This window comes from Pinisolibacter sp. (genome assembly GCF_036782435.1).
Lineage (GTDB): Bacteria > Pseudomonadota > Alphaproteobacteria > Rhizobiales > Ancalomicrobiaceae > CALBKH01.
On the sequence record NZ_DAIPZB010000008.1, the window covers coordinates 1 to 18,976 of the forward strand.

Genomic DNA, 18,976 nt, shown 5'->3' on the forward strand with positions numbered 1-18,976 from the left:
TCTTCATGCACTCCTCGGCCATCTGGGCGTCGGTGCAGAAGATGTGGGCGTCGTCTTGGGTGAAGCCGCGCACCCGCATCAGCCCGTGCATGGCGCCCGATGCCTCGTAGCGATGGACGACGCCGAACTCGGCGAGACGCATCGGCAGCTCGCGGTAGGACTTCAGCCCGTGCTTGAAGATCTGCAGGTGGCCCGGGCAGTTCATCGGCTTCAGGGCGAAGACGCGCTTGTCCTCGGCCTCGTCGCCGGCCGACTGCACCGCGAACATGCTCTCGCGATACCAGCCCCAGTGACCCGAGGTCTCCCACAGCACCTTGTCGAGGATCTGCGGCGCGTTGACTTCGCTGTAGTCGTCGGCGAGGCGGCGGCGCATGTAGGAAGTCAGCGACTGGAACAGCGACCAGCCCTTGGCGTGCCAGAAGACGACGCCCGGCCCCTCCTCCTGGAAGTGGAAGAGATCCATCTCGCGGCCGAGCCGGCGATGGTCGCGCTTCTCCGCCTCCTCGAGCATGGTGAGGTAAGCGGCGAGATCCTTGTCGTTGGTCCAGGCGGTGCCGTAGATGCGCGACAGCATCGGATTTTTCGCGTCGCCGCGCCAATAGGCGCCGGCCACCTTCATCAGCTTGAAGGAGGTGCCGACGAGCCCGGTCGAGGGCAGATGCGGGCCGCGGCAGAGGTCGAACCACTGGCCCTGCTTGTAGATCTTGATCGGCTCGTCGCCCGGGATGGCGTCGATCAGCTCGACCTTGAAGGTCTCGCCCATCGCCGCGAAGCGACGCTTCGCCTCCTCGCGCGGCACCACCTCCTTGGTGAAGGCGGCGTTGCGGCCGATGATCTCGCGCATCTTGGCTTCGATCGCCGGCAGATCGTCGACGGTGAAGGGATGCGGGGCGCCCGCGGCGTCGACCCGGTAGAAGTCGTAGTAGAAGCCGTTCTCGATCGCCGGACCGATGGTCACCTGGGTGCCCGGGAACAGCTCCTGCACCGCCTCGGCCATGACGTGCGCGGCATCGTGGCGGATCAGCTCGAGCGCTTCCTTGCCGTCGTCCTTGGTGATGAAGCGCAGGCGCGAATCGCGGGTGATCGGATCGCCGAGATCCGTCTCGACGCCGTCGAGTTCCATGGCGAGGCATTTCTTGGCGAGCGACTTGGCGATCGAAGTGGCCACGTCGAGACCGGTCACACCGGCTTCGAACTCGCGTTTGGCGCCATCGGGAAAGGTGATCGAGATCATGCGTCTGCGCTCCTCGTGAGGCTCACTCCCGGCAACGACCCGGGTAAGCGAGGGGGGATGTGCGGTCGGGACCATACCGTCGGGCGTCGAAGACGACCGATGGTATTCCTGACGCGAATTTCTCAGGCCTCTGATGCGAATGAGAAATTCGCGTGTCTTCAAAGGCCGGGTGCACCAGCACCTCCGGCCTTTGGCATCAGTGCGACGACGTGATGTGTCGACCCGTCCAGCGACCGTAGCGCCACGGCATATACCAGTGGGAATCGCGAGGCAATTCCTCCGGGATCGGGTCCCATCCCGATGCCCCCCAGGGGTGACATCTCAGGATCCGGGCGAGCCCGATCCAGAACCCGGCCCACAGCCCATGGGTCTCGATCGCCTCCTCGGTATATTCCGAGCACGACGGGAAATAGCGGCAGGTGCGCCCCATGAAGGCCGAGAAGGTGTAGCGGTAGCCGCGCACCAGGGCGCGCGCGAGCATCACGTGCGGCCGTCTCCATTCCGCCAGGATCGGCTTGTGGACGCGCCCGCCCGTCGCCGCGCCGTCGGCGGCGGCGGAACGTTCGTCCTGTGCGTAGAAGCCGCGGGGGGCTGAACAGCGATTGCACATGCGCTTGGTTCGCGTCAGTTTTCTCGTCGAGACGAGGAACACATAAGTCATGTCGAGCCCGCCGACGACCCCCGCCCAACCTTCTGCGACATCGCACCCGACGACGCCGCACGCCATCGCGCGCCTCACCCATGCCGCCCACTTCGCCGGCCGCGCCCACAAGGCGCAGCAGAGGAAGGGCATCGACGCCGAGCCCTACGTCAATCACCTGCTCGAGGTCGCCGAACTCGTCGCCCATGCCGAGGTGCCCGGCGACTTCGAAGTGGTGATCGCCGCCCTCCTCCACGACACCGTCGAGGACACCGACGTGACCGAGGCGCAGCTGGTGGCCGAGTTCGGCCGGCGCGTTGCCGACCTCGTCATGGCGGTGACCGACGACAAGTCGCTGTCGAAGGACCGTCGCAAGTGGCTGCAGATCGAGCACGCGCCGCACCTCGACCACGACGCCAAGCTGATCAAGCTCGCCGACAAGACCTCGAACCTGCGCGCCCTCGTGCGCACCCCGCCGGTCGGCTGGACGCAGGAACGCCTGCTCCACTACGTCGTCTGGGCGAAGGCCGTGGTCGACGCCTGCGGGCCCGTCGATCCGCTGCTCGAGCGCCTCTTCCGCGAGGCCCATGCGGTGGCGGAAGCGGCTTACGGCCGTGTCGACGGCGAGCGTGAGGACATTCCGTGAGGACGCGAGGCGCGGCCGGCGAACGTAGGGTCTCAGCCCCCCGCTTCCGCCTTCTCGATCGCCGCGATGGTCGCGTCGTAGGGCAGCAGCGTCGAAGCGTGGCGGGCCTTGTAGTCGCGCACCGGCTCCAGATATTTCATGTCGGCGAAGCGGCCCTCGGGCGGCGCGCCGTTCTCCTTGAGCATGGCGCGCACCGCCTCGCGCGCCGCGCGGATCTCGCCGACGCTGGCGCCGACGACGTGGCGGGCGAGCACCGAGGCGGACGCCGTGCCGAGCGCGCAGGCCTTGACCTCGTGGGCGAAATCGGCGACCCGGTCGCCGTCCATCACCAGATCGACGGTGATCGACGAGCCGCACAGGCGCGAGTGCGCAGTGGCGCTTCCTTGCGGGTGGTCGAGCCGGCCGAGCCGCGGGATGTTGCCGGCGAGTTCGAGGATGTGCTTGTTGTAGACGTCGTCGATCATTCCGCTTTCACCGTCCCGTGACACGTCGCCCCCTGACGGATGCGTCCGCTTGCACTATATAGGACGGATCTGGGGGCGTCGCATGTTACCGTCACAACGCCGACCGACGTCGAACCCGGCGCGCCCACTGGGATCTCCAAGTCCGGTGATCCGCGACCAGAACGGAACCGTAGATTTGGAAGACGTGCTCGACCCACGGGAGAAATCATCGATGGACGCCATCGTCGACGCCGGTCGCGAGACGGGCAGCGCGAAGCTCGCGCCGCCGGCCCGCCCCACCCGCGAAGAGGCCGAAGCGGCGGTTCGCACCCTGCTCCTGTGGGCCGGCGACGATCCGAACCGCGAGGGTCTGATCGACACGCCGAAGCGCGTGATCAAGGCCTTCGAGGAACTCTATCGTGGCTACGGCGACGATCCGAGCGACGTGCTCGATCGCGTCTTCGAAGAGGTCGAGGGTTACGGCTCGATCGTCCTCGTCCGCGACATTCCCTTCTATTCGCACTGCGAGCACCACATGGTGCCCTTCGTCGGCAAGGCGCACATCGCCTACTACCCCTCCGCCGGGGTGGTCGGCCTGTCCAAGCTCGCCCGTCTCGTCGACGTCTACGCCCGTCGCCTCCAGACCCAGGAGAGCCTGACGGCGCAGATCATCAACGCCATCGACAACCATCTGAAACCGCGCGGCGTCGCGGTGCTGATCGACGCCGAGCACATGTGCATGTCGATGCGCGGCGTCCAGAAGTCCGGCGTCTCGACCATCACCACCGAGTTCACCGGCGTCTTCCGCGACGACCCGGCCGAACAGGCCCGTTTCATGATGATGGTCAAGGGCATGCGCTGAGACGCGCCACCCGTTCCGACGACGACGCCGGCCCCTCGCGAGGCCGGCGTTTTCTTTTTCGGCGGAGCCGGAACGGGTGACGGTTTCCCTCCGACGCGGGTCTCCTCCCGCGCCATCGCCGTTGACCGCCGACCCGCCCCGGCCTAACCATCCGCCATGACCGACATCACCCCGCTCTTCGCCGCCCTCCCCGATCACGACGCCCAGGAGATGGGCCGCATCCTGGCGCCGCGCTTCGACGCCGGCGGCCTGGTCACCGCGGTCGTGGTCGACGTGCGAACCCGCGACGTGGTGATGCTCGCCCACATGAACGCCGAAGCCCTGGCCGAGACCATCGAGACCGGCGTCGCCACCTATTGGAGCCGGTCACGCAAGAGCCTGTGGGTCAAGGGCGAGACCTCGGGCAACCGCCAGCTCGTCCGCCGCCTGCGTGTCGACTGCGATCAGGACGCGGTGCTGCTCGAGGTCGAGGTCGAAGGCCACGGCGCCTCCTGCCACCGCGGCTTCCATTCCTGCTTCTACCGCGCCGTGCCGGTGGGGACCGCTCTCACCCCCGAGACCCGCCTCGACTTCGTCGAGACCGACCCCGCCTTCGACCCCGAAACGGTCTACGGCTGCGGCCACGACCATTCGAAGGGCTGAACGCCGGGATCCCGGCGACGCGTGGCATCGACGCCGACCGTCAACCGTTCGTTCACCATGTCCGTGCGCCGGCACGAAAGTTCACATTTTATTCGATTCAATCGATTGAGAATGCCGTCCTGAGGCGAGATCCGGGAGGATCACATGCTCGAGGGCGTGACACGGCGCATCTTCGGCGCGAATGCGGTCGGACACGACGAGATCGGGGTCCGCGAGCGGTTGCGACGACCGAAGGTCGGCCTCGCGCTGGGGGGCGGCGCGGCGCGCGGCTGGGCGGCGATCGGCGTCGTCCGCCGGCTGCACGAGGCCGGCATCGTCCCCGATGTCGTCGCCGGCACCTCGATGGGCGCCGTCGTCGGCGCCTGCGACCTCGCCGGCCGGCTCGGCTGTCTCGAGACCTTCGCCCTCGAGCTCACCCCGCGCCGGGTGCTCTCCCTCCTCGACCTCCGATTCGGCGGCTCCGGCCTCATCGACGGCTCCCGCCTCGCCAACCTCCTCACCGAACGTCTCGGCGACATCCGTGTCGAAGACCTGAAGCGCCCCTTCACCGCGGTCGCCACCGAGCTCGCCACCGGCCACGAGATCTGGATGAACTCCGGCCGGTTGATCGAGGCACTGCGCGCCTCCTATGCCCTGCCCGGCGTCTTCGAACCGGTGCGGGTCGCCGGCCGCATCCTCGTCGACGGCGCCCTGGTCAATCCGGTGCCGGTCTCGGTGTGCCGGGCGCTCGGCGCCGAGCTGGTGATCGCGGTCAATCTGTCGACCGACACCTTCGCCCACGGCACCGTCGTCCAGACGCTGCGCGCCGAAGCCGCGGCGAACGACACTCGCCACGAGGGCCTCGCCGACCGCGTCGGCCGCGGCCTCTTCCGCCGCTTCTTCGACGGCGATGATGGTCGCCCCGGCCTCACCGGCGTGATGATGGAGAGTTTCAACATCATCCAGGACCGCATCACCCGCTCGCGCCTCGCCGGCGATCCGCCGGACGTCACCATCGCGCCGCGGCTGGGTCACATCGGCCTGTTCGATTTCCATCGCGCCGACGAGGCGATCGACATCGGCGCCACCGCCACCGATCGCGCCGTCGCCGACATCCGCTCGCTCGTGGCGGAGATGACCCGCTGACCTCCCCCTGGGGCGGCGCGGTCGCCGGCGGGGAACCGCCGACATGAAGAGACGCGCGCGGGTCTCCTCGCGCGCGTCTCCTCGTCGTCGCAATTCGCTCTTCGAAAAAGTACGCCCCTACAGGCACTTCTCGGAGACTTCGGAATCGGCGTCTCGGATCGATCCGCCACCCCGCCTCAGGTCGAAGCGATGTAGGCGCGCATCTCGGCCGCTTCACGTTCGGCCAGCTCGATGCGCCGCGCCACCACGTCGCCGATCGAGATGAGGCCGATCAAACGGTCCTCGCGCACCACCGGCATGTGGCGGAAGCGACCGGCGGTCATCCGACCAAGAACCTGATCGGTCGTCTCGGTTTCGTTGCAGGTCACGACCTTGGCGGACATGTAGTCCTCGGCCGCTTCGTCGAGCGCCTTGCCGCCGTGCGCGGCGAGCGCCCGCACGATGTCGCGCTCCGACAGGATGCCGGCGATGCGGCCGTGCGCATCGATCAGCACCACCGCGCCGATCTTGTGGGTGGCGAGGGTCTCGCAGACCTCACGCAGGGCCTGCTTCGGCCCCATGGTGACGACCTGGCGTCCCTTCTGCGAAAGAATGGCGGCGACAGTCATGGCGGATCCTCCCGAGATCTCGTGTTCGTCGTGGCTGTTCGACCGGTGCGGCGCCGACCTCGAGGATCGGATTCGTGTCATTCTGCCGCAGGCTCGATGGTCATGATGCTTCCACCCGACGGCATGCGCAAGCCGCCCGTGCGCCACCTCGACGAACCTACTAGGGACGAGTTTCGATCGCTCGCCCGACCGTCGATCCCGCCGGTCGCAGCGACGCGGTTCGACGCTCAGCTCCGCCACGGCCGCTCGAATTTCTCGTAGGCGAAGAAGCCGACGAGAAAACCGCCGAGATGCGCGGCCCAAGCGACCGTCCCTTCGCCGTCACCGCCGAAGGGCGCGGTGCCGACGACGACGAGGAGCAGGTTCATCGCCACCAGGGCGAGGATGAAACGCTGCACCCGCGGCAGTCTCAGCGCCGATCGAATCGACGGCAGCGGCTGCCACGCCGGCACGAAGATGAAGCGCAACGCTGCGCCGAAGACGCCGAAGACGACGCCCGAAGCGCCGATCATCGGCGCCTGCGACCCCCACTCGAAGACGAGGTGGGCCATCGCCCCGCCGACCGCCGACGTGAGCACGAGGACGAGGAAGCGCAGCGCCCCCAGCCGCAGCGCGACCGGTCGGCCGACCGCCGCCAACATCGCCGAATTGAAGAGGAGATGCGCCCAACCGCCGTGGAGGACGGCGTGGCTGACGAAGGTCCACACCACCGCCCCCCATCCCCCCGGATAGATCGGCCAATCGATGATCGGCAGATAGCGCGCCGGGATGAAGGCGAAGAGCAGCAGCACCTCGTCGTCGCTCTCGAGCGACAGGAAACTGCGTAGAACATGCACGGCGAGGAGGAGCCCGACGAGCCCGACCAGAACGCCCGGCAGGTCGAAGATCGGCTCTCTCGTGGCGCTCCGGCTGCGATTGTCCAAACCCGACCTCTCGTCCCTCTCGCCGGCGCCCGCTCCGGCGAAGCGTCCGACGCGCGCAGGGTGCCCGCACCGGCGGCCGAAGTCCACGTCTCGTTTCGGCGCGTCCGAGGCCGGCACGGAATTGGCATTTCTTGACGAAGAATGAAGACGCATCGCCCCTTTCGGTCCCATTTCGGCACGGTCTTTCCGACCGATGCCGCGACGAGCCCGGAAAAGCGGCGTCTCCACCAGCGCCCGATCACCGGGCGTGGACGTCCCGGAAGAGGCCGATCGTGCCGAAACGGGGCGCTCGATCAGGAACGAGAATGGGGCTCGGGGTCATGAAACATCCGTCGACACGTGAACTCTACGACTACTGGCAGCGGCTACGCGGTTCGCGCCCCGCCCCGGAGCGTACCGAGATCGAGCCCTCCGACATCCGCCGCATCCTCGGCGACACCTTCATCCTCGAGGTGGCGTCACGCGACGACTATCGCTTCCGTCTCGCCGGTACCCGGGTCTGCGCGCTCTACGGGCGCGAACTGAAGGGCAAGGACTTCCTCGCCTTCTGGAAAGGCAAGGACCGCGACGCGATCGCCACCCTGCTCGCCGCCGTCTCGCAGGACGCCGCCGCCGCCGTCGTCGGCATGAGCGGCCGTTCCGCCCACGACCGCGACCTCGCCTGCGAGATCCTCTTGTTGCCGATCCGCCAGAAGGGCGGCGGCTACACCCGCATCCTCGGCTCTCTCGCGCCGATGAGCGATCCCTATTGGATCGGCATCCACCCGATCCTGTCCCAGACGATCTCCAGCCTCCGCCTCATCTGGCCGGACGAACGCCCGACCTTCCTGCGGCGCGGCGACGACCTCGATATCGAAGCGATCCCCGTCGTCGATACCGCCCCGCCCGCCCCGCGCTCCGAGGCCACGCCGCGGCCCGGCGTTCCGGTCCGCCCGATCCCGCTCCATCCTTGGACGGGACACCCCAACCGCCGCGTCGGTCACCTCGTCGTTCTCGACGGTGGCAAAAACAACTGAACGCGAGGCGATGTTCCGTTCGGGCAACGTCCGATTAACCAACCCTCGTTAGTCTCGGGGACGAGTTGATGGTCCTCGAGGTTTCAGATGTCACTTGCCCGAAAGCCCCTCGTCGTCGCGCCGGCCAAAGCCGCCGATCGGCGTATGCACCAGCGGGTCAAGGTGAACCTCCTCGGCCGCTGCATGCTCGAGGACGGGCGTGAATTCACCTGTCAGGTGATCGACATGTCCCCCGGCGGCGCGGCGATGGTCGTGCCGGTGGTCGGACGCGTCGGCGAGCGCGTCGTCGCCTATGTCGACCACATCGGCCGCATCGAGGGCCGCCTCGTCCGTCTCATCGACGGCGGCTTCGCCATGAACATGACCATGTCGGCGAGGAAGCGCGACAAGCTCGCCGCCCAGCTCACCTGGCTCGCCAACCGCCACATCCTCAATCTGCCCGAAGATCGCCGCCACGAGCGCTTCGTGCCGCGCAATCCCTTCGCCAAACTCGTTCTGCCCGACGGCACCGAGCTGCGCTGCCGCATCCTCGACGTCTCGCCCTCCGGCGCCGCCGTCCAGATCGACCCGAAGCCCGCCGTCGGGACCCCGGTGTCGCTCGGCGTCATGCGCGGCCGCATCGTCCGCCGCTTCGACGAGGGCGTGGCCATCGAGTTCGCCATCGTCCACTCCAGCGAGACGCTGCAGTCCTATTTCTCCTGATCCTCTCGCCGACGAGAGCGCGACGGCCGGCCCATCGGGCCGGCCGTTCGCGTTCCCCCGAATTTCTGCGATCGCCGCAGAACTTCCCTAACCCTCTCCGGAAACGGTCGATCGGTCGCGGAAGCCGCAGCCTCCCGATCTTCCGGCACAAGCCATTGTTTTCGTGTGGCTTTCGGACCACGCCGGGGGATCGGTCGCATTCGATGCGAATTGTCGGAAAATTCGACTCGAAGTCGAACGGCTTCTTTGACCGCGGCGAAAGTCGCCTCTGTCAGATTGATCCCATCGACGGCGGAAGAAAGCCCCCTGTCACCCGCCGACCGAACCGCCGGTCCCCGTACCGGCCGGACAGAACGAGGATGGCATCCGTTTCGCGAACCCGGTCGCGTCCCCACCCTCCCCGTCCCCAGTGGATCGGGTTCGCAGAACAGGCCGGCGCCCTTGGCGCCGGCCTTGTTCGTTGTCGGTGCTCGCGGAGCGATCGAGATCGGCGAGGAAGCCTCAGACCGCCTTCAGTCCCTCGGCGAAGCGGCGGGCGTTGCGGACATAGACCTCGGCCGAGCCCGAGATCCGCGCCACCGCGTTCTCGTCGAGGGTGCGGATGACCTTGGCCGGCGATCCGACGATCAGCGAATTGTCCGGAAACTCCTTGCCCTCGGTGACCAGCGCCCCGGCGCCGACCAGCGAATTGGCGCCGATCCTGGCGCCGTTGAGGATGGTCGCGCCCATGCCGATCAGCGTGTTCGCGCCGATGGTGCAGCCGTGCAGCGTCACCTTGTGACCGATGGTGCAGCCCGGCCCGATGGTCAGCGGAAAGCCCATGTCGGTGTGCAGCACCGAGAGATCCTGGATGTTCGAGCGTTCGCCGATCTCGATCCACTCGTTGTCGCCCCGCAGCACCGCACCGAACCAGACGCTCGCGTCGCGCTTCAACCGCACCCGGCCGACGAGATCGGCGCTCGGCGCCACCCACCACGCCCCGTCGTCGGGGAATTCCGGCCGGATCCCGTCGAGTTCGAAGATCGCCATGTCGTCGCCTCCTCGCCGCGTCGTTCACCGAAGCGGCTTCGTCGCCCCCAAGAAGACGATCTCGATCGACCTTGGCAAGACCGACGGGAGACGGAGAGACCTGCTCAGCGCCGGCGGATGAGCTCGTCGAGACACTCCACCACCCGGCCCGAGGCGGTCTCCATCTCGGAATAGGCGCGAGCCGCCCCGACCCTGTCGCCCCCGGCGACGAGTTCGGCGACCAGGCGGCCGTTGACGTGCACCGCTTCGTGGATCGGCAACATCCGCACGAAGGCGGGATGGCGGCGGATCGCCTCGTCGGTGACCGCGTCGTACCACTTGCCGAGGCGGCAGTGGCGGTGATCGGAGAGTTCTTCCGGCTTCAGCGACTTCAGGCCGACCAACACCTCGGCGAGCCGCTTCTTCCACATGAAGTGATCCGATTTCGCCCGGTGCAGCACCAGATCGGGCACATCGTACGCTTCCGCATCGGTGAACTGCCGCTCGATCGTCGCCTCGCACGACCCCACCGCCACGATCACCTCCTCCGCATGTTCGGAGGCTTCGGAGGTGTGACGCTCGATGGCGAGAATGCCGGTGGAGAGCTCGCCCACCGCCGCGCTCTGCTCGCTGAGAAGACCGGCGATCTCGCGCATGCGACCCGCTCCGTCCTCCACCGCCGCCCGCACCGTGTCGATGCGCTCGCGCGCGCCGTCGGAGCGCGCCGCCGCGACCTCGACGAGGTCGCGCACCGAATGGATACTCTCGGTGAGTTCGGCGACATGTTGTTCGAGCCGCTGTATGCGGGCGCGGATGTCGTCCGTCGCCTTCTGGGTCTGGCCCGAGAGCGTCTTGACCTCCTGCGCCACCACCGCGAAGCCGCGTCCCGCCTCACCGGCGCGCGCCGCTTCGATGGTGGCGTTGAGCGCCAGGAGATTGGTCTGCTGCGCCAGGCCCTCGATGGTGGCGACGAAGGTGCCGATCTGCTCGGCCGCCACCTTCAGATGATCCGCCGCCGTATCCATGCGTTCGAACGACGAGCCGATGGCGAGGCTCGCGTCGGTCGCCGCCCGCGTCGCCTCCACCCCTTCCCGGGTCGCACGCGCCGCCTGATCCATCGACATCGACACCGCTTCCGCCGTCGACGCGATCTGGCCGATCGAAGCGGTGAGTTCCTCGACCCCCGCCGCCATGACCTGCGCCTGAGCCGAACTCTCGCGCACGCCGCCAGTGATCCGTGCCGTCGCCGCCATCGCCTCGCTCGCCTTCATCGACGAGGCGACCGCACTCTCCAGCATCGACCGATCCCGGGTCGCCAGTGCGGTGTCGAGGCTGCGGATCGCCTCCGTCACCATCGGCGGCAGACCGTTCGTCGGCACCTCGCGGCGCGCCGCCACCGCGGCCAGACCGGTCACCAACGCCATGACCTCGAAGGCGGGCGCATCCGGCTTTTCGACAGGGGTTTCGGCCTTGACGCGGGAAGAGAAGAACATGGCGACCTCGTGCTCGCGGGGACGCCTGAAATCTCAACGGACTATCTTAAGGCTTCCTGAACAAAAACGTTTCGGATTGGTTTCTTTACGGTGGTGGATTCATCTCCGAATCAGAAGACCCGGCGGTTCTTCACCGCCCTCCGGGCCTTCGTCGCCGGCTTCGGATCGGCCGCTGCGACCTTGCGTCACCCCACGCTCAGATCAGGCCCGCGCGCATCGCCAACGCGAACTGCACCACGACGATGCCGGAGCACAGGCTCCACCCGGTGGCGATGGCGGTGGAGGCGACCAGCCAGCCGACCGGACGGTTCTCGATCGTACGGCCGCGAATGGCGTTGCGCATGATGATGAAGGGGCCGGCGAAAGCGCACAGGAGGATGCCGGCGAGACCCTTGCCGATGGTCTCGAGATCGATGGCGAACCGCGCCGGTCGATCGGTCACCAGTTGGTAGAGCGAGGCGAGGACTCCGGCCGCCACGAAGCCGCAGGCCGCGGCATAGGCGGCGATGGCCAATTCGAACAACATGGCGAATGCCCCGAACCCGTTTACGCTTTCTTAACGAATAGCATGTCGCGCCCGCCGTCGCAGCACCTGCGTGGCTTCCGGCTTGCCAAGTCTGCCCTGATGGTTAATTCGGGACATCACCGCCAAACGGGGGGAATCGCATGTCGCTGCGGACCCTGGTCCTGATCGGCCTCGCCGCCGCCGCCGCCCTGGTCGCGGTGGCGATGTGGCGCGACGACGGCGCCGGACGGCCGGAGACCTCGCCCACTCCGGTGCGCATCGAACTCGGCGGCCGGCCGCTGACCATTCCCGCGAACGCCATCCGCTTCGCCGGCCAGCGCGTCGCCGGACCGCAGACCCGCGTCGACCTCGCCCTCTCCTGGCCCGAACTCGCAGGCCGCACCGAGGCGACCGCCGCCCGCTTCGACACACCCGACTACGCCCCCGACATCGTCCATCTGACGCTGCAGCCGCGCCGCGACGCCTGGGACAGCGCCACCCGCCTCGCGGCGGTCTATGCACGCTTCTTCATCGGCGATCCGCTCGAGGGACCCACCGGCCTCCAGGGCCGCCGTCTGTCGCCGAAATCGGGCTATGCCGACGAGATGATCTGGCTCGAGCCGGGTGCGGTGCGCCCCTTCGTCGCCCGCTGTTTCCCGCTGACCGCCGGAGAACCGCCGAAGATGTGCCTGCGCGACGTCGTCCACGGCAGTCTGATCGTCACCCTGCGCTTCCCCGTGACACTGCTGGAACGGTGGCGCGAGATCGACGGCGCCCTCGACGGCCGTCTCGCCGACTGGGGCGTGGAGGTGCGCTGAGCGACGGCGCCGCGTCGCCTCGCGGAACGACGAACGCCCCGGCCGTGGGCGACCGGGGCGTTCGGGGCAAGTCGGATACGGCGCCTCGCGGCGAAGATCACTCCTCGAGGTCCATCTCCAGGATGGCCATCTGCAGGTTCCACGAGATCTCACCGTCCTCCTCGTCGCGGTAGATCACCGCGACGAACTCGTCCTCGATGAACACCTCGGCCGAGTCCTTCTTCTTCGGGCGGGCGACGACCTTGATCGTGTCGAGGTCGAACTTGCGCCGGAGATAGGCCTGCAGCTTGGCGAGTTCGGTCTTGTCCAAGGGTGTCCTCCGATAACGGTTGGCGATCGACGGGCGATGCGTCCGCGACTGGGCGCGAACACCGGCTCGCGCCGCTTTTGACACGAAGCCGACCGTCGGTCAAAGCCGGATTTCCGCGATTTCACCACTCGCCCGGGACGCCGGGACACCTCGGGCGCCACCTCCTGCGGCGGTCGCCCGATCGAGGGTGGGACCCGCGAACTCCGGCGCGAAGCCGCGCTCGCGCGGCGCCGATCATACCGAGCCGACGAAGTTTCGACCTTTTCGAAACATCGTCGGCGAAGGCAAGCCCGAACGGGCGTCGGCCGGCCGGGCCGTGACGCTCATGAAACTCGGACGAGTCCGAATTTCATGAGCCCGTTATCACTCGTCGTCGAGCATCTGATCCATCGCCCGCGACGGCTCGGAACAGGTCGTGACCTCGCCGACCGGCTTGGCCGGCACGCCGGCCACCGTGGTGCGCGGCGGCACCGAATGCAGCACGACCGACCCGGCGGCGATGCGCGCGCAGGTGCCCACCTCGATGTTGCCGAGCACCTTGGCGCCCGCGCCGATGAGCACGCCGGCGCGGATCTTCGGATGGCGATCGCCGCATTCCTTGCCGGTGCCGCCGAGCGTGACGCCCTGCAGGATCGACACGTCGTCGTCGATCACCGCGGTGGCGCCGATGACGATGCCGGTGGCGTGGTCGAAGAACAGGCCGCGACCGAGCGGCACCTGCGGATGGATGTCGGTCTGGAACACCTCCGACGCCCGGCTCTGCAGGTAGAGCGCGAAGTCGCGCCGACCGTGCCGCCACAGCCAGTTGGCGAGGCGGTGCGTCTGGATGGCGTGGAAGCCCTTGAAGTAGAGGATCGGCTCGATCAGCCGCTCGCAGGCCGGATCGCGATCGTGGACCGCCTGGAGATCGACCCGGAAGACCTCGCCGAGCTGCGGCTCGTCGGCGAGCGCCTCCTCGTAGGTCTGGCGGATCAACGCCTCTTTGACGGTGGTGTGCCCGAGTCGCTCGGCGACGCGGTGGACGATCGCGTCCTCGAGCCGGTCGTGGTTGAGCACGGTCTCCCAGATGAAGCTGGCGAGGGCCGGCTCGGCCGCGGACATCGCCGCGGCTTCGTCGCGCACCCGGCTCCAGATCGGGTCGAATTCGGTGGTCACGGCCGAGGCGGCCTGGATGGTCTTGCCCATGAATCTCCTCCTCCTCCACGGGTTCAAGGCCCGGGACGATGGAGAACCAACATAGCGCGTTTCCGACGCTCGCCCAACGCCGCGTTCGAACGGGTTGACGAAATGGGAAACATCTCGCCCTTTTGTGACCTCTCGAGAGCCCTCCTTCGCCCCGGAGCCCGACATGTCCGACACCGCAGCCCCCCTCCCCGTCACCGTCCTGCCGACCCCGGACGAGCGCATCCGCGCCGAGGTGGAAGGGCCGATCGGCCGCCTGATCGTCGCCAATCCGGCGCGGCGCAACGCCGTCTCGCTCGACATGTGGAGGGCGATTCCCGCGGCGATCGCCGCCCTCGAGGCGCATCCCGACGTGCGGGTGATCGTGGTGCGCGGCGACGGCGATCTCGCCTTCGTCTCCGGCGCCGACATCTCCGAGTTCGCCACCGTGCGCAAGGACGCGGCCTCCGCCCGCGCCTACGAAGCCTCCAACGCCGAGGCCTTCTCCGCCGTCCGCCACGTCGCCGTGCCGACCATCGCCATGATCCGCGGCTTCTGTCTCGGCGGCGGCATGGGACTGGCGGTCGCCTGCGATCTGCGCGTCGCTTCGGACGATGCCGTCTTCGGCATCCCCGCCGCCCGCCTCGGCGTCGGCTATCCGCCCGACTGCATGGCCGACGTGGTCGCCGCCGTCGGCCCGCAGCGCGCCAAGGAGATGTTCTTCACCGCCAACCGCATGGCCGCGCAGGAGGCCCTCGACATCGGCCTCGTCACCGCCGTCCACACGGTCGAAGCGCTGGAGAACGAGGTGATCGATCTGGCGCTCGCCATCGCCCACAACGCCCCGCTGACCATCCGCGCCGCCAAGGCGGCGATCGACGCCGTCACCGCCGGCACGCTCGTCCGCGAGCGCGAGCGCCTCGTCACCCTCACCGACGCCTGCTTCGCCTCCGCCGATTTCGCCGAGGGCCGCACCGCCTTCCTGGAGAAACGCGAAGCGAAGTTCCACGGCGCCTGAGACCCGCCGCGGCGAGCCGGCACGCTCACGACCGGCGCGCCGCGGACTCTCGATCTCGAGAGCCGACGTCAAACGATTCTCGCGATTCGGTTTTCGCCGCCCGCCCGAACGCCGGTACGAGCAGAACGGCGACGACCACGATGAATCGGAATCTGAACTCGCGGATCCACCCGCAACCGATTCCACCGACTCACGAATTCGGCCGACTTCATGTGGCGAACCACGCGCGCCGGGACACCGCGGGCGCCATCTCGGCTTTTCGCCTCGAGCGATTCTCGCGACTCGCTAATTCGCCGCTCCCGATCCGAACCGCCGCCCGCCGGCGACGTCCGGGTGAATCACCGTCTTCACCGTCGGCGCCGAGCGATTCTCGCGACTCGGCTTTTCTCGCCCCTCACGGGCGTGCGGCGAGGAAGGCGAGGACGCCCTTCTTGTAGACCTTGTCGCCGACCGCCAGCATGTGGTCGCGGTCGGGGATCGGCAGGACCTCGGCCCCCGGAATGAGCGCCGCGAGGTCCTCCACCGACCCGGCGACGTCGTCGCGGGTACCGACCGCGATCAGCACCGGCATGTGGAGCTGCATGAGCCCGTCGGCCGGCACCGGCTGGCGCGAGCCGCGCATGCAGGCGGCGAGCGCCACGAGGTCCGATCCGGTCTGCTTGGCGAAGGCCCGGTAGGCCCGCCCCTTGGGCGACGTCACCTCCGCATCGCTCTCCGCCTCGAGCGCCGCGGCGATCGTCTCCTGGCCGGAAATCCCCTCGACCATGGCGTGGGCGAGCCCGCCGAAGATCGCCGAGCGCAGCCTCTCGGGATGGGCCACCGCCAGATGCCCGGTGATCCAGGCGCCCATCGAATAGCCCATGACGTCGGCGCGCTCGATGTGGAGATGATCCATCAGCCGCCGCACGTCCTCCGCCATGTGGGTGGCGGTGCCGTAGAGCGCCGGATCGTGCGGCCCCTCGGAGGCTCCGTGGCCGCGGACGTCGAGCGCGATCACCCGGTAGCCGGCCTCGACCAGCGTCGCCACCCAACCGGTCGTGACCCAGTTGACCTTCGAATTGGAGGCGAAGCCGTGGACGAGGACGATCGAGGTTCCGTCGCGCGGCCCCTCGTCGAGAAAGGCGATGCGGACGCCGTCGGAGAGGAAGCTGGACATGAGGCTCCGGGCTGCTGCTGGGGACCGAGAAAGCGAGACGATCTTCATGCCCCTTTCCTAGCCCATGTCGCGGCCGATCTGTACCGGCCCGTTCGGCCGATGGCGCGAGGTCACCCCGACCGAACTCGCCGCCGCTCGCGATGCCGCGGAGTGATCCGCCCGCCGATCGGGCGGGGTGATGCGAACCGGCATTTCATCCCTTTTCCCCACTACCCATCCCCGACCCCGCCGAGTATCTTCGCCGCGCCAACCGAGAAGCACGAGGAAAACCCATGGCGGACGCTGCCGTTCCCCATTTCGCCAACGACCACGGCATCGAAAAGATCCGGATCGGAGCCCGGGAATTCATGTGCGTCGGGGCGAAGCCGCCCTTCGATCACCCCCACGTCTTCCTCGACATGGGCGCCGGTGACGAGAAGCTCTGCCCCTATTGCGGCACCCTCTACGTCTACGACGCCTCTCTGAAGGCGGGCGCGGCCGAGCCGGCCGACGCCGTCTGGCACCCCGCCGCCGCCGAGTGAGCGAGCGCTCTCCACCTTCCCGCCACGCGGCGAACCGCAACGGTCGGCCATCATGGCGAACCATCACCTCATCGTCGCCGGCGGCGGGATCGGCGGTCTGACCGCCGCGCTGACGCTGGCGCGCACCGGCTGCCGCATCACGGTGCTGGAACAGGCGCCCGTTCTCGCCGAGGTCGGCGCCGGCATCCAGCTCTCCCCCAACGCCTCCCGCGTCCTCGTCGATCTCGGTCTGCGCGGTGCGCTGGCGCGCGGCGCCGTCACCCCACGCGAGATCCGTGTGCACTCGTCGCGCAGCGGCGGCGAAGTGGCGCGCACGCCGGTCGGCCTCGCCGTCGAAGCACGCTGGGGCGCTCCGTTCTGGGTGATCCATCGCGCCGATCTGCTCGCCGTCCTCGCCGAGGCGGTCGCCGCCGATCCGCGGATCGAGCTGGTACTCGACGCCCGCGTCCGCGACGCCAGCCCGACACCGGACTCGATCACCGTCCATGCCACCGTCGCCGGTGAGACGCGCGACTTCGGCGCCGACGGCCTCGTCGGCGCCGACGGCGTGCGCTCGCGCGTCCGCACCAAGCTGCGCGGCGGCCCGCCGGCGAAATACACCGGCCGCACCGCCTATCGCGCCACCGTGCCGATCGAGCGCGTCCCCGAAGACCTCCGCGAGGTGACTGGCATGTGGCTGTCGCCGCGCGCCCATCTCGTCCACTACCCGATCCGCGCCGGGCGCGAGTTCAACCTCGTCGCCGTGGTCGAGGACACATGGCAGGACGAGAGCTGGTCGGTCCCCGCCTCCAAGGCCGAATTCGCCACCCATTTCGGCCTGACCGGCCGATCGCGCTGGCCGGAGGCGGCACGCCGCCTGCTCGACCTGCCCGAGACCTGGACCAAATGGGCGCTGTGCGGCTTCGATGCCGACTTCGATTGGTCGTCCGGTGCCGTCACCCTGCTCGGCGACGCCGCGCACGCCACCCTGCCTTTCGCCGCCCAGGGCGGCGGCATGGCGATCGAGGACGCCGCGGTGCTCGCCCACGTGCTCGTGGGCGCCCCCAACCTGCCGGCCGCCTTCCGCGCCTACGAGACGCTGAGGAAGCCGCGCACCCGCGCCATCGTCGAACAGGCGGTGTCGAACGGCCGGCTCTATCACCTGCCCCACGGCCTCGCCCTCTTCCGCGACGCCGCCCTGAAGTGGGGCGTCGGCCATCAGCTTCTCGACCGCATGGACTGGATCTACCGCTGGCGCGTCGATCACCCGGAGTGAGCCGACGTCGCGCGCCTTTTCTCCCGCCCGCATGAGCGCTCGCCTTGAGGGTCGCATCGGTTTGATCTATTGACCGGCGAGGCGCGGTCCGTGGCGCCGGAGGAGGCGGGACGACATGGCAGACGACGAAGCGCCTCCGACCGTGAACGCCGACATCGTCACCGCCGGCATGGTGGTGATCGGCGACGAGATCCTCTCCGGCCGCACCAAGGACCGCAACATCGGCTTCGTCGCCGAGCAGCTGACCGCCATCGGCATAGATCTGAAGGAAGTGCGCGTCGTTCCCGACGACGAGGACATGATCGTCGAGGCGGTCCGCGCGCTGTCGGCGCGCTGGACCCACGTCTTCACCTCCGGCGGCATCGGCCCGACCCACGACGACATCACCGCCGACGCCGTCGCCAAGGCCTTCGAGGTCGGCATCGATCATCACCCGCGTGCGGTGGAGATCCTGAAGGCCCGCCTCGCCGGGCGCGCCGAGATCAACGAGGCGCGGCTCAGGATGGCGCGCATCCCCTTCGGCGCCGATCTGATCGAGACGGCCAACGGTATGCCCGGCTTCCGCCTCGGCAACGTCCACGTCATGGCCGGCGTGCCGGTGGTGCTCGAAGCGATGATGACCGAGGTCTGTCGCACCCTGAAGGGCGGCCGCCCGATGCTGTCGAAGACCCTCGACGCCGAACGCGGCGAGGGCCTCGTCGCCACCCCGCTCGCCGCCATCCAGAAGGCGCATCCGACGACGGTCATCGGCTCCTACCCCTATGAGCGCGACGGCCGCTACGCCACCAACATCGTCGTACGCGCCCGTGACACCGCCGCTCTCGACGCCGCCGTCGCGGACGTCGAAGCGATGATCGCCGAAGTTCGAGCCAAGTATCCGTGAGGTTTCC

At 68.5% G+C, this 18,976-nt stretch carries 22 protein-coding genes; 11 read left to right on the plus strand and 11 right to left on the minus strand.

Annotated elements, in window-relative coordinates; translation table 11 throughout:
• Together V7Q42_RS04720 and yidD are read right to left on the minus strand one after the other, a co-directional pair.
• The coding region (locus tag V7Q42_RS04720; RefSeq protein WP_333822783.1) for a threonine--tRNA ligase at positions 1-1,234 on the minus strand (1,234 nt) is incomplete at its 3' end.
• A 196-nt stretch (positions 1,235-1,430) separates the two neighbouring features.
• Complete coding sequence (yidD, locus tag V7Q42_RS04725; protein ID WP_333822784.1) at positions 1,431-1,895, minus strand: membrane protein insertion efficiency factor YidD; 465 nt, start codon at positions 1,893-1,895, stop codon at positions 1,431-1,433.
• Between yidD and V7Q42_RS04730 the strand changes: the two genes are divergently transcribed.
• Positions 1,894-2,520, plus strand: coding sequence for an HD domain-containing protein (locus tag V7Q42_RS04730; RefSeq protein WP_333822786.1), 627 nt, complete (start codon positions 1,894-1,896; stop codon positions 2,518-2,520). The genes yidD and V7Q42_RS04730 overlap by 2 nt on opposite strands.
• A gap of 32 nt (positions 2,521-2,552) precedes the next feature.
• On the opposite strand, the gene V7Q42_RS04735 is transcribed toward V7Q42_RS04730, so the two are convergent.
• Positions 2,553-2,984: an iron-sulfur cluster assembly scaffold protein gene (locus tag V7Q42_RS04735; protein WP_333822787.1), complete on the minus strand. Its 432-nt coding sequence runs from the start codon at positions 2,982-2,984 to the stop codon at positions 2,553-2,555.
• A 211-nt stretch (positions 2,985-3,195) separates the two neighbouring features.
• Here V7Q42_RS04735 and folE point away from each other — a divergent pair, with 211 nt between their 5' ends.
• The 3 genes from folE (at position 3,196) to V7Q42_RS04750 (ending at position 5,592) form a co-directional block, all read left to right on the plus strand.
• Positions 3,196-3,825, plus strand: a complete 630-nt coding sequence (gene folE / locus V7Q42_RS04740) for a GTP cyclohydrolase I FolE (protein WP_333822788.1) — start codon at positions 3,196-3,198, stop codon at positions 3,823-3,825.
• Positions 3,826-3,981: 156 nt separating this feature from the next.
• Positions 3,982-4,467, plus strand: a complete 486-nt coding sequence (gene hisI, locus V7Q42_RS04745; RefSeq protein WP_333822789.1) for a phosphoribosyl-AMP cyclohydrolase — start codon at positions 3,982-3,984, stop codon at positions 4,465-4,467.
• Positions 4,468-4,611: 144 nt separating this feature from the next.
• Positions 4,612-5,592: a patatin-like phospholipase family protein gene (locus tag V7Q42_RS04750; RefSeq protein ID WP_333822790.1), complete on the plus strand. Its 981-nt coding sequence runs from the start codon at positions 4,612-4,614 to the stop codon at positions 5,590-5,592.
• A 176-nt stretch (positions 5,593-5,768) separates the two neighbouring features.
• On the opposite strand, the gene V7Q42_RS04755 is transcribed toward V7Q42_RS04750, so the two are convergent.
• Together V7Q42_RS04755 and V7Q42_RS04760 are read right to left on the minus strand one after the other, a co-directional pair.
• Positions 5,769-6,200, minus strand: coding sequence for a CBS domain-containing protein (locus tag V7Q42_RS04755; protein ID WP_333822791.1), 432 nt, complete (start codon positions 6,198-6,200; stop codon positions 5,769-5,771).
• Positions 6,201-6,427: 227 nt separating this feature from the next.
• On the minus strand, positions 6,428-7,123 hold the full coding sequence (locus V7Q42_RS04760) for a rhomboid family intramembrane serine protease (RefSeq protein ID WP_333822793.1): 696 nt from the start codon (positions 7,121-7,123) through the stop codon (positions 6,428-6,430).
• Positions 7,124-7,443: 320 nt separating this feature from the next.
• Here V7Q42_RS04760 and V7Q42_RS04765 point away from each other — a divergent pair, with 320 nt between their 5' ends.
• Together V7Q42_RS04765 and V7Q42_RS04770 are read left to right on the plus strand one after the other, a co-directional pair.
• A complete protein-coding gene (locus V7Q42_RS04765) occupies positions 7,444-8,139 on the plus strand; it encodes a PAS domain-containing protein (protein ID WP_333822794.1) in 696 nt (231 codons plus the stop codon).
• Positions 8,140-8,226: 87 nt separating this feature from the next.
• Complete coding sequence (locus tag V7Q42_RS04770) at positions 8,227-8,841, plus strand: PilZ domain-containing protein (RefSeq protein ID WP_333822795.1); 615 nt, start codon at positions 8,227-8,229, stop codon at positions 8,839-8,841.
• Between the two features lie 501 nt (positions 8,842-9,342).
• On the opposite strand, the gene V7Q42_RS04775 is transcribed toward V7Q42_RS04770, so the two are convergent.
• The 3 genes from V7Q42_RS04775 to V7Q42_RS04785 all read right to left on the minus strand — a co-directional run bounded on the left by V7Q42_RS04775 (position 9,343) and on the right by V7Q42_RS04785 (position 11,868).
• Complete coding sequence (locus V7Q42_RS04775; RefSeq protein ID WP_333822796.1) at positions 9,343-9,870, minus strand: gamma carbonic anhydrase family protein; 528 nt, start codon at positions 9,868-9,870, stop codon at positions 9,343-9,345.
• Positions 9,871-9,974: 104 nt separating this feature from the next.
• Positions 9,975-11,342 (minus strand): methyl-accepting chemotaxis protein, encoded by a 1,368-nt coding sequence (locus V7Q42_RS04780; protein WP_333822798.1) that lies wholly within the window; start codon positions 11,340-11,342, stop codon positions 9,975-9,977.
• Positions 11,343-11,538: 196 nt separating this feature from the next.
• On the minus strand, positions 11,539-11,868 hold the full coding sequence (locus V7Q42_RS04785; RefSeq protein ID WP_333822799.1) for a DUF6949 family protein: 330 nt from the start codon (positions 11,866-11,868) through the stop codon (positions 11,539-11,541).
• A gap of 140 nt (positions 11,869-12,008) precedes the next feature.
• Between V7Q42_RS04785 and V7Q42_RS04790 the strand changes: the two genes are divergently transcribed.
• On the plus strand, positions 12,009-12,665 hold the full coding sequence (locus V7Q42_RS04790; protein WP_333822800.1) for a hypothetical protein: 657 nt from the start codon (positions 12,009-12,011) through the stop codon (positions 12,663-12,665).
• Between the two features lie 97 nt (positions 12,666-12,762).
• On the opposite strand, the gene V7Q42_RS04795 is transcribed toward V7Q42_RS04790, so the two are convergent.
• Positions 12,763-12,975, minus strand: coding sequence for a DUF3126 family protein (locus tag V7Q42_RS04795; RefSeq protein WP_333822801.1), 213 nt, complete (start codon positions 12,973-12,975; stop codon positions 12,763-12,765).
• A 363-nt stretch (positions 12,976-13,338) separates the two neighbouring features.
• Positions 13,339-14,160 carry a serine O-acetyltransferase gene (gene cysE, locus V7Q42_RS04800; RefSeq protein ID WP_333822802.1) on the minus strand — a complete coding sequence of 274 codons (822 nt, stop codon included), beginning with the start codon at positions 14,158-14,160 and terminating at the stop codon, positions 13,339-13,341.
• A gap of 163 nt (positions 14,161-14,323) precedes the next feature.
• Between cysE and V7Q42_RS04805 the strand changes: the two genes are divergently transcribed.
• The gene (locus tag V7Q42_RS04805) at positions 14,324-15,154 is read left to right on the plus strand and encodes an enoyl-CoA hydratase (RefSeq protein ID WP_333822803.1); all 831 of its coding nucleotides are present in this window, start codon (positions 14,324-14,326) and stop codon (positions 15,152-15,154) included.
• Between the two features lie 394 nt (positions 15,155-15,548).
• Here V7Q42_RS04805 and V7Q42_RS04810 read toward each other — a convergent pair whose 3' ends face one another.
• Entirely contained in the window at positions 15,549-16,310 is a 762-nt protein-coding gene (locus V7Q42_RS04810; protein WP_333822804.1) for an alpha/beta fold hydrolase, read from the minus strand.
• 272 nt (positions 16,311-16,582) lie between these two features.
• Between V7Q42_RS04810 and V7Q42_RS04815 the strand changes: the two genes are divergently transcribed.
• The 3 genes from V7Q42_RS04815 to V7Q42_RS04825 all read left to right on the plus strand — a co-directional run bounded on the left by V7Q42_RS04815 (position 16,583) and on the right by V7Q42_RS04825 (position 18,969).
• On the plus strand, positions 16,583-16,831 hold the full coding sequence (locus tag V7Q42_RS04815) for a zinc-finger domain-containing protein (RefSeq protein ID WP_333822805.1): 249 nt from the start codon (positions 16,583-16,585) through the stop codon (positions 16,829-16,831).
• Positions 16,832-16,883: 52 nt separating this feature from the next.
• Positions 16,884-18,086 (plus strand): FAD-dependent monooxygenase, encoded by a 1,203-nt coding sequence (locus V7Q42_RS04820; RefSeq protein ID WP_333822806.1) that lies wholly within the window; start codon positions 16,884-16,886, stop codon positions 18,084-18,086.
• Between the two features lie 115 nt (positions 18,087-18,201).
• Positions 18,202-18,969 carry a competence/damage-inducible protein A gene (locus tag V7Q42_RS04825; protein ID WP_333822807.1) on the plus strand — a complete coding sequence of 256 codons (768 nt, stop codon included), beginning with the start codon at positions 18,202-18,204 and terminating at the stop codon, positions 18,967-18,969.
• Positions 18,970-18,976 lie beyond the last annotated feature (7 nt).